At 68.1% G+C, this 11,422-nt stretch carries 12 protein-coding genes; 5 read left to right on the plus strand and 7 right to left on the minus strand.

Annotated elements, in window-relative coordinates; genetic code table 11:
- Genes Q9R27_RS12005 through Q9R27_RS12025 form a run of 5 tightly spaced genes read right to left on the minus strand, consistent with a single transcriptional unit; the run spans nt 1 to nt 4,355 of the window.
- Entirely contained in the window at nt 1-213 is a 213-nt protein-coding gene (locus Q9R27_RS12005; RefSeq protein WP_311252614.1) for a ferredoxin, read from the minus strand.
- The gene (locus tag Q9R27_RS12010) at nt 210-1,652 is read right to left on the minus strand and encodes a cytochrome P450 (RefSeq protein WP_311252615.1); all 1,443 of its coding nucleotides are present in this window, start codon (nt 1,650-1,652) and stop codon (nt 210-212) included. The genes Q9R27_RS12005 and Q9R27_RS12010 overlap by 4 nt, the downstream gene beginning before the upstream one ends.
- Complete coding sequence (locus Q9R27_RS12015; protein WP_311252616.1) at nt 1,649-2,422, minus strand: SDR family oxidoreductase; 774 nt, start codon at nt 2,420-2,422, stop codon at nt 1,649-1,651. The genes Q9R27_RS12010 and Q9R27_RS12015 overlap by 4 nt, the downstream gene beginning before the upstream one ends.
- On the minus strand, nt 2,419-3,729 hold the full coding sequence (locus Q9R27_RS12020; protein WP_311252617.1) for a cytochrome P450: 1,311 nt from the start codon (nt 3,727-3,729) through the stop codon (nt 2,419-2,421). Before Q9R27_RS12020 ends, Q9R27_RS12015 begins: the two co-directional genes overlap by 4 nt.
- Nucleotides 3,726-4,355 carry a TetR/AcrR family transcriptional regulator gene (locus Q9R27_RS12025; protein ID WP_311252618.1) on the minus strand — a complete coding sequence of 210 codons (630 nt, stop codon included), beginning with the start codon at nt 4,353-4,355 and terminating at the stop codon, nt 3,726-3,728. Before Q9R27_RS12025 ends, Q9R27_RS12020 begins: the two co-directional genes overlap by 4 nt.
- A gap of 137 nt (nt 4,356-4,492) precedes the next feature.
- Here Q9R27_RS12025 and Q9R27_RS12030 point away from each other — a divergent pair, with 137 nt between their 5' ends.
- Together Q9R27_RS12030 and Q9R27_RS12035 are read left to right on the plus strand one after the other, a co-directional pair.
- Nucleotides 4,493-5,287: an SDR family oxidoreductase gene (locus tag Q9R27_RS12030; RefSeq protein WP_311252619.1), complete on the plus strand. Its 795-nt coding sequence runs from the start codon at nt 4,493-4,495 to the stop codon at nt 5,285-5,287.
- Between the two features lie 175 nt (nt 5,288-5,462).
- A complete protein-coding gene (locus Q9R27_RS12035) occupies nt 5,463-5,915 on the plus strand; it encodes a carboxymuconolactone decarboxylase family protein (RefSeq protein ID WP_311252681.1) in 453 nt (150 codons plus the stop codon).
- A gap of 79 nt (nt 5,916-5,994) precedes the next feature.
- Here the strand turns inward: Q9R27_RS12035 and Q9R27_RS12040 are convergent, their stop codons facing one another.
- Nucleotides 5,995-6,852 carry an enoyl-CoA hydratase gene (locus tag Q9R27_RS12040; protein ID WP_311252620.1) on the minus strand — a complete coding sequence of 286 codons (858 nt, stop codon included), beginning with the start codon at nt 6,850-6,852 and terminating at the stop codon, nt 5,995-5,997.
- 31 nt (nt 6,853-6,883) lie between these two features.
- Nucleotides 6,884-7,867, minus strand: a complete 984-nt coding sequence (locus Q9R27_RS12045; protein ID WP_311252621.1) for an NAD(P)H-quinone oxidoreductase — start codon at nt 7,865-7,867, stop codon at nt 6,884-6,886.
- Nucleotides 7,868-8,069: 202 nt separating this feature from the next.
- Between Q9R27_RS12045 and Q9R27_RS12050 the strand changes: the two genes are divergently transcribed.
- From Q9R27_RS12050 to Q9R27_RS12060, 3 genes are read left to right on the plus strand one after another with little or no spacing between them, the layout of a single operon-like run.
- Nucleotides 8,070-9,296: an acyl-CoA dehydrogenase family protein gene (locus Q9R27_RS12050; RefSeq protein WP_311252622.1), complete on the plus strand. Its 1,227-nt coding sequence runs from the start codon at nt 8,070-8,072 to the stop codon at nt 9,294-9,296.
- Complete coding sequence (locus Q9R27_RS12055; protein ID WP_311252623.1) at nt 9,296-10,051, plus strand: glucose 1-dehydrogenase; 756 nt, start codon at nt 9,296-9,298, stop codon at nt 10,049-10,051. The genes Q9R27_RS12050 and Q9R27_RS12055 overlap by 1 nt, the downstream gene beginning before the upstream one ends.
- A complete protein-coding gene (locus tag Q9R27_RS12060; RefSeq protein WP_311252624.1) occupies nt 10,048-11,421 on the plus strand; it encodes a CoA transferase in 1,374 nt (457 codons plus the stop codon). Before Q9R27_RS12055 ends, Q9R27_RS12060 begins: the two co-directional genes overlap by 4 nt.
- Nucleotide 11,422 lies beyond the last annotated feature (1 nt).

Raw genomic sequence — 11,422 nt, forward strand, 5'->3', positions numbered from 1 at the left:
TCAGTCCTCTTCTTCGGAGTTGATGGAGAGCGCGAAAGCGGGGCAGTACTTCACGGCCTGGCGGACGGCGTGGTGCTGCGACTCGTCGGGGTGGTCGTCGAGCACGACGACCACGTCGGCGTCCTCGTCGAACCCGAAGACACCGGGCGCCTCGCCCTGGCAGAGCTGGTGGCCCTGGCAGACGCTGACGTCGGCGGTGACCCGGAAGCTCACGGGTTCCTCCTGCGATAGCGGACCTTCGCCGGCTGCGCGAGCTGGATCACCATCTTGGTGTAGTCGTCGCGATAGGAGTCCAGCTCCTGCGCCGGCTCGAAGGTGAAGTCGCGCAGGATCACCGAGAAGATCGCCTTCATCTGCATCATCGCGAAGGCGTTGCCGACGCAGCGGTGCTTGCCGGCGCCGAACGGGATCCACGTCCAGCGGTTCTGCAGGTCTTCCTGGCGCGGGTCGATGTAGCGCCCCGGGTCGAAGGAGTCGGCCGCCGGGAAATCGGACTCGATCCGGTTCGAGACCCGCGGCGAGGCGGCGATCAGGGTGCCGGCCGGGATGGTGTGGCCGAGCAGTTCGAAGTCCTGGCGGACCAGGCGCATCAGGATCACCAGCGGCGGGTGCATCCGCAGCGTCTCCTTCAGCGTGGACTCCAGGAACGGGATGGAGCGCAGTGCCTGGAAGGAGACCTCCGGCGCCTGTCCGTCCGCATCCGGCGCATAGAGCTCGTCCAGTTCGGCGACCACCGCGGCCATCACCTCGGGGTTGCGGAGCAGCTCGATCATCGCCCACGACGCGGTGCCCGAGGAGGTGTGGTGGCCGGCGAACATCAGGGAGATGAAGATGCCGGTCACCATCTCGGCGTCGTACCCGACCGCGATCAGTACGTCGAGCAGGTCGCGGTCGGCCTTCGGGATCTCCCCGCCGAGCGACTCGGCCAGGGCGATGCGGTCGCGGATGATCGCCTGCACCCGCGCGACGAGTTCCTCGCGGGCCTGGTCGCGGATCCGGAAGGAGTCGATGTCGGCGTGCGCGTCGACGTACGCAATGGCGTCGGTGCCGTGCTCGAGGCGGTGGTAGATCTCGGCGATCGACCCGTCGAGCTGGTCGCGGAACGGCTTGCCGATCAGGCAGGAGGAGGTGGTGTAGATGGTCAGCTCGGCGAAGAAGTTGAGCAGGTCGATCTCACCCTCGTCGCCCCAGTCGGCGACCATCCGGCGGATCTCCGCCTCGATCGTCCGGGCGTGCCCGCGCATCATGTCGCCGCGCAGGGCCTGATTCTTCAGCATCTGCTGGCGCTGCTGGGGGGTGGCGTCGAAGACCACGCCCTTGCCGAAGATGGGCGTCATGAACGGGTACGCCGCGGCCTGGTCCAGGGTCTCCTCCGGGGCGCGGAAGAACGCCTCGTTCGCCTCGGCGCCACTGACCAGGACGACGTGGGAGTCGGCCAGCCGGAAGCGGCCGATGTCGCCGCATTCGGCGCGCACCCGGTGGAAGAGGGCGATCGGGTCGACCCGCATCTCCGGCAGGTGCCCGGTGCCCTTGATGATGTCCGGAACCGACGGATCCTGGTCGTCGAGGACCACGGAGACCTCGGGGATGGTGGCCAGCTTCTCGGCCGCGGCGGGATCGATGCGGTCCGGGCCAGTGCTCTGCAGGGTCATGCGTCCTCCACGGGGGCTTCGGGGTTCACGTCGATGACGGAGAGGTGTACGCCGCGGGGTGCGCCGACAATGGTCGCAATCGCATCCGCGTGGGCGCGGGCGGTCAGGAAGTGGCCGTGCCGGGCGAGGCCGAACTTGATCCACTGCTCCAGGACGAATCCGCCGAGCTCGGCGTCCCAGTCCGAGCCCATGCCGGTGCCGGTCGGGCCGGGGCGCACGATCGAGGCCCGTACGCCGGTGCCCTCCAGCTCCATCTGCAGTGCGTTGACCATGCCCTCCAGGCCCCACTTGCTCGCGGCGTACGCCGCCATGAACGGGCGGGCGCGCACCGCGACGTCGGAGGAGACGAAGACGAGGTCTCCGCGGCGGCGCTGGACCATCGCCGGGGCGAAGGCGGCGACGACGCGGTGCGCACCGACCAAGTTGAGGTCGAGCTCGTCGGCGAAGCGTTGCGAGGTGATGTCGACCAGGGCACCGGGAGCGACCAGACCGGCGTTGCTGACCACCACTTCGATGTCGCCCAGGTCGGTGGTGACCCGCTCGGCGAAGGTGGCCACCGACTCGTCACTGGTCATGTCGAGCGGGTGGGCAACGGCCTCCCCGCCCTCGGCACGGATCGCCGCGGCGATCTGCTCGCAGGTCTCCAGGCGTCGGGCGCCGAGGGCGACCGGGTGCCCGGCGGCGGCCAGGACCCGGGCCGTCTCGGCGCCGATGCCCGACGAGGCGCCTGTGATCACGACCGGTCGGCGGGGCGGGTGGGGCTGGTTCATCGGGCCGCTCCGGTGTCGGTGTAGGTGCTCGCGTTGGGGTTGGGGGTGCGCAGGGTGAACGTGGTCGGAAGGTGTGCGAAGCCGCGGACGCTGGTGGAATGCACGCGCACCGCCCGGTCGACGTGGACCTGGAACCCGGAGACGCGGCGTACCAGTTCGTTGAGCACGACGCGGGCCTCGAGCCTGGCCAGGTTGGCGCCGAGGCAGAAGTGGCGCCCGGTGCCGAACGAGAGCGACTTCGACAACTCGTCGGAGGCGCGCGCGATGTCGAAGCGGGCCGGGTCGGAGAAGACCTCTGCGTCCCGGTTGGCCGAGCCCAGCAGCACCAGCAGCTTGGCGCCGGCGGGGATGGTCTGGCCGTGCAGTTCGACGTCGCGGGTGACCAGCCTGGCCAGCATCTGGCTCGAGGTGTCGAAGCGGAGCGTCTCCTCGATCCACGGGGTGACCAGCGCCTCGGGGGCCTCCGGCGCGGCCAGCACCCGGTCGCGTTGCTCCGGGTGGGCGCTGAGGTGGAAGAGGGCATTGCCGAGCAGCTTGGTGGTGGTCTCGTTGCCGGCCACGACCATCAGGAAGAGGAAGGCGATGATCTCGGAGTCGGTGAGCCGATCGCCCTCGATCTCCGCCTGGACCAGCGCCGTGGTCAGGTCACCCTCATGGTCGTCGGGGGCCGCGCGCCGCTCGGCGACCATGGCGCCGTAATAGCCGATCAGGTCCATCGCGGCGACCATGCCGGCCTCCGGCACGTCGCGTACGCCGTCCTCGCGGTGCACGACCAGGTCGGCCAGGCGGCGTACCTCGTCACGGTCGGCGACCGGGACGCCCATCATCTCGGAGATGACGTCCATCGGCAGCTTCCCGGCGAACTCGGTGATCCAGTCCGCGGTGACGGTGGTGCCAGACTCACCCGTGCCGGAGCCAGCGGTGAGCATTGCGTCGAAGTAGTAGTCGGCCAGGCGCTGCACCTCCGGCTCGAGTTCGCGGACCCGGCGCGGGGTGAACCCCTTGGAGACCAGCTTGCGCAGCCGGGTCTGCTCGTGGCCGTCGAGGGCAAGGAAGCTCATCACCCGGTGTGCCTCGACGTTCCAGGCGCTCGCGTCGAGGGAGACCCCCATCCGGTTGGAGTAGGTCGCGTCGTCGCGGAGGACGGCGAAGACGTCTGCATGCCGCGAGACCACCCACAGGTCGTCGGGGGTTGCGTGGAAGAGCGGTGCCTCGGCGCGCAGGCGGGCGTAGAGCGGGTACGGGTCCTCGTGGAACGCGTAGTCGTAGGGGTCGAAGGCCAGGGGGGCCGTGGTCGCCGTACTCATGCTGATCCGTTCCTGTCTGTGCCCGCCAGGATCACCGCGACGGCAGCGACCAGCCGCTCGGACATCTGGTCATAGGAGAAGATCCCCATCCCTGCCTGGAGCAGCGCCCCCGACAGGGTGAGCACCAGTGTGTCGAGGACCGCCGGGTCCGGATTCACCTCGGGGCGTGCCGGGTCCCGCAGCGCCGCGTCGTACCGGCCCACGAATTCGGCACCGATCCGCAGCCTCAGGCGCGCCACGTCCGGGTCCGCGCCGAGCAGCGCGGGGGTCACCGCGGCCGCCAGCTCGGGCTCCTCGACGATCCGGGCGACCAGGTCGCGGGCAGCCTGCTGCACCCGCTGCGTGGTGCTGGCCCCCGCGTCGTACGTCGCCGGCTCCTCGTCGGTGATGTGCTCGGCGAAGAGCTCGGCGAAGAGGTGGTTCTTGGAGGCGAGATAGGTGTACGCCGTGGCAGGGGAGACGCCGGCGCGCTGGGCCACGGTGCGGACGGTGAGCGCCTCGTGACCCACCGCCCGTAACTCCTCGAGGCCGGCCTCCATCAGCTTCCGTGCGGTCTCGGCCTGGCGACTGTTGAGGCCCTGGCGCAGTGCTGACGTCGCTGCGGCGGGTGCCTGGCTGGTGCTCATGGCGAGAACTCTGCACCGAAACTGGACACTTGTCCAGACAGGATTCCAAAAGTGAACGACGCTTTGCTGGGCGCAGCGTTCATGGCAATATCATCATGAGAAATATGTTGCTGAATTCGGCTGCTTGGAGGATTGCCATGGTTGCTGTCGACTCGCAAGGTCACACCGGCCTGCGTGCCCTCGTGATCGGCGTCGGATCCTCGATCGGTGCTGCTTGCGCGAAGGAGCTCCATCGCGGTGGTGCGGACTTGATCGTCGCCGATCCGGCGCAGGCCGTGGCGGACCGGGTGGCGACCGCCTTGGCCCGGCCCGAAGGGCGAGCCCATGCGTTGGCCAGCGCTGATTGCGACGAGGCTGACGCGTTGGTCCTGGCCCAGGCATGTCGGGACCGTTGGGGTGCACTGGACGCACTGGTGGTCTGTACGACGCTGGTCGACTGGTGGGAAGGGGAAGGCTCTGCCGACCAGTGGACCAGCGTGTTCCGCAGCAACGTGGTCGGTCCGATGCTGCTGGTCAGGGCCATGATGCCGCTGCTGGGGGAGTCCGGTGCCGGCGCCGTCGTCCTGCTCACGTCCATCGATGGCGTGCACGGAAACCCACGCTTCCCTGCCTACTCCGCCTCCAAGGCCGGACTCGTCCCGCTGACCCACATGCTGGCTCACGACGGCGCGGCCCTCGGCGTGCGGGTCAATGCGATCGCGATGGCAGGCATCATGCCGATGGGTTCCGGTCCAGAACTGCACCCGAGCCGTCGGCTCGGGCCGGGCTCCTTGGCGAGCACCCCCTTGGCCCGGAGACCGAATCCGGAGGAGTTCGCTCGGGTCGCCTCGTTCCTCGTCAGTCCCGGAGCAAGCTTCGTGACCGGCACGATCATTCCCGTCGACGGGGGCCGGACCGCGATCACCCCGGGGACCGGCATCGGCACGCCTTGAGTCCACTGCACCGCCTTGAATCCAACGACAGGAAGGAAGACCCATGGCACGCGTCCCAACGGTTCGCCCCGAGGACTTCGACCCGGACCTGGCCGCCGCACTCGGCCATCCGTCCACCGCTGACATCGTTGCCCTTGGATCGGTGCCGGCCTGGGCGGTGCGACCAGACATCGCCATGGCCATGAGGTCGTTCCAGCAATCAATGACAGCAAGCAGTGTGCTGGCTCCAAGGCTCCGAGAGCTGATCAGGTTGCGTATCGCGTTCCACAATCGCTGCCGAAGTTGCATGGCCACCCGCTCGGGGGCGGCGATGGCCGACGGGATGACCGACGGCGCCGTGTGCAGTCTGGAACGACCCGAGGAGTCGGAGGACCTCACGGCCGCTGAGAAGGTTGCCCTGCGCTACGCCGACTTCCTGGCAACTGATCATCTTGCGGTCGGTGACCGTGAGTTCGAAGAGTTGCGCCAGCACTTCGATGATGGCGAGGTCGTTGAGTTGTGCGCGTTGGTTGCCTTCTGCGTGGGCTTCGGGAGGGTTGCGGCAACGTGGGATCTCATCGATGAACTCCCCGACCAATACCGCGGCGACGACGCTGCACCGTGGCTGGACGGAGCCACGATCCGTTAGTGCCGGTTGCGCCACGCCGAAGGAGCGGCGCCGACCTTGCTGTATCGATCATGATCGTGGGAGTGCGGCGCTTGCGCGCTTAGGGGATGATACGGCGCGCGGACTTCATGGCGTCGATGTCCTGACCGGCCAAGGAGTCGCCGGAGGTCTCGGCGTTGTGGGCGTGGGCGAGGTGGTGCAGACCGAAGACCGCATCCATTCCGCCGCGCATTCCTTGGGCGTCCTCGGCAAGGTTCACCGCCCGCTTGGCCAGCGCCAGCCCGAAGGCGGGCATCGTCGCGACCCGGTTGGCCACAGCCATTGCCTTCTCGTCGAGGTGCTCCCTCGGGACGACGTGGTTCACCATGCCCAAGGCGTGCGCCCGGGATGCGCTGATCGGGTCGCCGGTGAAGAGCAGCTCCTTCGCGGCGCGCGGGTTCGTCACCCACGGGTGCGCGAAATACTCGACCCCCGGAATTCCCATGCGTACGACGGGATCGGCGAAGAAGGCGTCCTCCGAGGCGACGATGAAGTCACATGTCCAGGCCAGCATCAGGCCGCCGGCGACGCACGCCCCTTGCACCATCGCGATCATCGGCTTGGGCATGTCCCGCCAGCGGCGGCACATGCCCAGATAGACCTCGGACTCACGGGCATATCGGCTGTCGCCCCCCGCGCGGTCGACGTGGTCCCACCACATCACCGCTCGACGGGGGAAGGACTGGTCCACATCACGCTCCGGGGTGCCGATGTCGTGCCCGGCGCTGAAGTGGTCGCCGCTGCCAGCCAGGACGATGACGGCGACCGTGGCGTCGTCGGTGGCCTTGGTGAACGCGTCGTCGAGGGCATAGGTCATGGCCGAGTTCTGCGCGTTGCGATAGCGCGGGCGGTTCATGGTCACGATCGCCACCGCTCCACGTTGTTCGTAGCGGACCACCGGCTCTGATGTGTGGCTCATGCCGGCCTCCGGGCGACGGCGGTGGGCCGGTTCATGGATCCACCGTGAGCACGATCTTGCCCAGGTGCTCACTGGCCTCGAGCATGCGGTGGGCGGCCGCTGCCTCCTCCAAGGGCATCGTGGCGTGGACGACGGGTTTGACCTGGCCTTTGGCGAGCATCGGCCACACCTCTTCGACCAACTGGCGACAGATCTCGCCCTTCTCCGGGACCGGACGTGGCCGCAGGGAGGATGCCATCACCGTGGCCCGCTTGGTGAGGAGCTTGTTGATTCGCAACTCACCCCGGGTGCCTCCCTGCATGGCGATGATCGCGAGTCGACCGCCTGTGGCCAAGGCGTCCAGGTTGCGGTCGAGGTACGAGGCCCCCATGTTGTCCAGGATGACGTCGACGCCGCGCCCATCGGTTGCCTGGAGGACTTCGTGCACGAAGTCCTGCTCCCGATAGTTGATGACGGCGCTGGCGCCGAGCTCGCGGCACCTGGCGGTCTTCTCATCGGTGCCCGCGGTGGTGAACACCTGGGCGCCGAAAGCGGCCGCCATCTGGATGGCGTAGGTGCCGATGCCACCGGCCCCGCCATGGACCAAGATCGTCTCTCCCGGGGCCAGCGCGGCATCCATGAAGACGTTGGACCAGACCGTGGCGCAGGCCTCGGGCAGACAGGCTGCGGTGACCAGGTCGACCCCGTTCGGCACCGGCATGACCTGTGCCGCGGGAGCGATGACGCGCGATGCGTAGCCGCCGCCTGCCAGGAGGGCGCAGACCTCGTCGCCGACGGCAAGGTGCGCCACGCCCTCACCGAGCTCGGCCACCCTCCCACTGCATTCCAGTCCGATGATGTCCGAGGTGCCGGGAGGAGGGGGGTAGTACCCCATGCGCTGGAGCGTGTCCGCTCGGTTCACCGCGGTGGCCACCACGTCGATGGCAACCTCTCCGGGGCCGGGCCGGGGTGTCGGGAGCGTGGTGGTTGTGAGCACGTCGGGCCCTCCGGGCGCGGACGCAATGATGGCTTTCATGATGAGAAATAGTGCCACATCGGACAATCTTGGAGCCTGGTCCACGCGTCATTGCCCCTTCAGGCCCTTGGAATTCAACGAACTCCCCGGTTTTTCGGGCGTGGACCCTTGTGTTAAATCTCATGATGAATTATATTTTCGGTGGTCGACCGAGGAAAAGCGGCGACGACTCAGCAACGACCTCGAGGAGGCAAGGCGCACGATGACGGCTCTGGAGGCCTACCGCGAAGAGGCGCGGCGCTGGCTGGCCGCCAACGCCCCGAGCGACGTCTCCGTGCGTGAGCCTCATGACGTGTCGATCTTCCACAACCTCAGCCACGACGCGGAGAAGGCCGTCCTCGACAAGCTCCGGGACTGGCAGCGGGCCAAGTTCGACGCCGGGTACGCCGCCATCGCCTGGCCCGTCGAACTCGGCGGGGCCGGGCTGACCACGGAGCACGCCGACGCCTTCAGGGCGGAGGAGGCCGCGCGGGTCGATCTGACTCGTCACGAGCTCTTCTCGGTGACCCTCAACCTGATCGCCCCGACGATCCGCCTCTTCGGGAGCGATGCCCTGAAGGATCTCCTCTTCCCCGGTATGCACAGCGGCGAACAGCTCGCCTGTCAGCTCTTCTCCGAGCCCGGGGCAGGGTCAGACCTGGCCGCGGTCGGCACCCGGGGAGTGCGCGAGGGCGACGACTGGGTGCTCAACGGGCAGAAGGTGTGGACCTCCGGGGCCCAGTTCGCCCAGTGGGGACAGGCCATCGTCCGCACCGATCCAACGGCCGGCAAGCATGCCGGACTCACCACCTTCCTGGTGCCGATGGATGCACCAGGTGTGGAGGTGCGCCAGATCAAGCAGATGTCCGGTGGCACCAGTTTCAACGAGGTGTTCCTGACCGACGTCCGGATCCCGGATGCGTACCGCATGGGGGAGCCCGGGCAGGGCTGGACGGTCACCCGGACGACGCTCGGCTTCGAGCGTGCCAACGCCTCGAACAAGGCAGGCGTGGGCGGCAGCTTCGAGCAGCTGCTCGAGCTCGCGCACCGGACCGGATCCCTGGGCCACCGCGACGTACGACGCCGACTGGCCGAAGTGCACCTGAGCGAGCGTGCCGCGGAGGTCTCGCTGCGCAGGGAGCAACGCGACCGGGATTCGGGTCTGCCGCCGGGAGCTTCGGGCTCGATGCGGAAGCTCCAGTGGGTGGCCCGGCTCGGGGTCGTCTCCGAACTGGCGCGCGACCTGCTCGGGACCGACCTGATCACCGACAACGGCAGGCCCGGAACCTATGGGTGGACCGCCCATCTGCTGGGCGCTCCGGGCTATCGCATCGCCGGGGGAACCGACCAGATCCAACGCAACATCGTGGCCGAGCGCCACCTGGGACTGCCGTCCGACCCCAAGCAGGTCACCGCTTCCAACGGTGGCCACGAGGAGAAGAAGGCCTGATGAGCACCACCATTTCACTCCAGGGCAAGGTTGCTGTCGTCACGGGCGGCAGCCGTGGCCTCGGCCTGGAGATGTCTGGGGCACTGGCTGCGGCCGGGGCCAACGTCGTGGTGGCCAGCCGCAAGGAAGCGGCCTGCGCCGCCGTGGCCCAGGAACTCACCCGGGAGCACGGGGTCAAGGCGATCGGCGTGGGTGCCCATGTCGGTGACTGGGACGGTTGCGACGCCCTGGTGGACCGAGTGCTTGCCGAGTTCGGTCGCATCGACGTCCTGATCAACAACGCCGGCATCGCCCCCACCTATGACTCCTTGGAGACGCTCTCCGAGTCGCTCTTCGACAAGACCCTCGACGTCAACCTGAAGGGTCCGTTCCGGCTGACGACACTCGCGGCACCGCGCATGGAGGCGGGCGGATCGGTGATCAACGTCAGCAGCATCGCCTCGATCCGACCCAAGACGACCGACCTGCCCTATGCGGCGGCCAAGGCCGGCCTCAACACGCTCACCAAGGGATTGGCCCAGGCCTACGGACCGAAGATCCGGGTGAACACGATCATGGCGGGTCCCTTCCTGACGGACATCTCGGAAGCCTGGTACACGCCGGCTTGGCGAGAGCGGGCGAAGGCCTTCCCCCTGGGACGTGCGGGACAGCCGAGTGAGGTGGTGGGCACGGCCCTGTACTTCGCCAGTGATCTGTCGAGTTTCACGACCGGGACCGTCCTCCCGGTGGACGGTGGCCGGACGGCGATGTCATGAGCGCCCGGACCGACAAGCCAGCGAGCCGTGGAGCCGAGACAGGAATCGAGGAGACCGTGTCGAGTGCAGTCGGGGCCGAGCCTCTGCCGGACGATGATCGTCGCCCAGTGCCCCGGGTGGGGCCGCTGGCGGGAATCCGGGTCGCGGACTTCTGCTGGATGGGGGTCGGCTCGGTGGCCACCCGTCTCCTGGGCGACTTCGGCGCCGAGGTGATCAAGATCGAGAACCGCCGACGCATCGACCGGCCACGACTGCTGCCGATCTACAAGGGGGAGGCACGCAACTATGGCGAGGAGCTTGCCGACGCCGACCCGAACCGGGGTGGCTTGCACAACAACTACTCGCGCAACAAACTCGGCATCACCGTCGACATGAAGACCAAGCGGGGCAGTGAACTGGTCGACCGGCTCATCGCCGCCTCGAGCGTGGTCACGGAGAATTTCGCGCCGGGCGTGATGGAGCGTTGGGGCTTGACCTATGAGCGACTCGAGGAACTCTCCCCAGGTGTCATCTACGGGCGGATGAGCGGCTTCGGCCACTCCGGCCCCCACGCCCACTTCAAGAGTTACGGTCCCATCGTCCAAGCGGTCAGTGGTCTCTCGTTCATCAGCGGGCTGCCCGGCCGTGAGCCCTCGGGCTGGGGCCTGTCCTACATGGACAACCAGGCGGCCTACTACAACTCCGCCGCCCTGCTGATGGCCATCCTGCGCAGGAACAAGACCGGCCTCGGAGCGGAGATCGACGTCTCCGCGGTCGAGGTGGGGATCAGCATGCTGGGCCCCGACCTGCTGGACGTGTCGGTCAACAAGGCAGTCACCCGCCGGGCGGACTTCCCCTATGGGAACAGGCTGCCAGGGTCCGGTGCCGCGCCGCACGGCGTCTATCCGGCTGCCGGCGAGGACCGATGGGTCGCCATCGCGGTCCTCGGACAGGACGACTGGGAGCGCTTCGTCCGAGTGCTGGGTGAGCCGGAGTGGGCCATGGCCGAGGAGTTCCGAACCCAGGCGGCGCGACAGGCCAACCAGGATGCCCTCGACGTCCACGTGTCCGCATGGACCCGGGACAAGACGCCACACGAGGTGATGGAGGTGCTCCAAGCGGCCGGCGTGGCGGCGGGAGCTGCCCAGAATGCCCAGGACCTCAACGAGGTGGACCCACAGCTCGCCGAGCGCGGGACGTTCTTCGAGATGGACCACCCGGTGATCGGCCAGGCACGGTTCGAGGGCACCCCGATCAAGTTCTCCCGATCGGTCCAGCAGAACTGGAGGTCGGCACCGTTGCTCGGCGAGGACAACGACCACGTCTATCGCCACATCCTCGGTCTCTCCGAGGACGAGGTCGCGGACCTGGCTGACGAAGGAGTGATCTGAG

The organism is Nocardioides sp. AE5, assembly GCF_031844485.1.
GTDB lineage: Bacteria > Actinomycetota > Actinomycetes > Propionibacteriales > Nocardioidaceae > Nocardioides.

What these genes read in the sequence shown, in the direction of transcription:
- Q9R27_RS12010 (WP_311252615.1), bottom strand. Translation starts at nt 1,652, where the DNA reads ATGACCCTGCAGAGCACTGGCCCGGACCGCATCGATCCCGCCGCGGCC.
- Q9R27_RS12015 (WP_311252616.1), bottom strand. Translation starts at nt 2,422, where the DNA reads ATGAACCAGCCCCACCCGCCCCGCCGACCGGTCGTGATCACAGGCGCC.
- Q9R27_RS12020 (WP_311252617.1), bottom strand. Translation starts at nt 3,729, where the DNA reads ATGAGTACGGCGACCACGGCCCCCCTGGCCTTCGACCCCTACGACTAC.
- Q9R27_RS12025 (WP_311252618.1), bottom strand. Translation starts at nt 4,355, where the DNA reads ATGAGCACCAGCCAGGCACCCGCCGCAGCGACGTCAGCACTGCGCCAG.
- Q9R27_RS12030 (WP_311252619.1), top strand. Translation starts at nt 4,493, where the DNA reads ATGGTTGCTGTCGACTCGCAAGGTCACACCGGCCTGCGTGCCCTCGTG.
- Q9R27_RS12035 (WP_311252681.1), top strand. Translation starts at nt 5,463, where the DNA reads ATGGCCATGAGGTCGTTCCAGCAATCAATGACAGCAAGCAGTGTGCTG.
- Q9R27_RS12040 (WP_311252620.1), bottom strand. Translation starts at nt 6,852, where the DNA reads ATGAGCCACACATCAGAGCCGGTGGTCCGCTACGAACAACGTGGAGCG.
- Q9R27_RS12045 (WP_311252621.1), bottom strand. Translation starts at nt 7,867, where the DNA reads ATGAAAGCCATCATTGCGTCCGCGCCCGGAGGGCCCGACGTGCTCACA.
- Q9R27_RS12050 (WP_311252622.1), top strand. Translation starts at nt 8,070, where the DNA reads ATGACGGCTCTGGAGGCCTACCGCGAAGAGGCGCGGCGCTGGCTGGCC.
- Q9R27_RS12055 (WP_311252623.1), top strand. Translation starts at nt 9,296, where the DNA reads ATGAGCACCACCATTTCACTCCAGGGCAAGGTTGCTGTCGTCACGGGC.
- Q9R27_RS12060 (WP_311252624.1), top strand. Translation starts at nt 10,048, where the DNA reads ATGAGCGCCCGGACCGACAAGCCAGCGAGCCGTGGAGCCGAGACAGGA.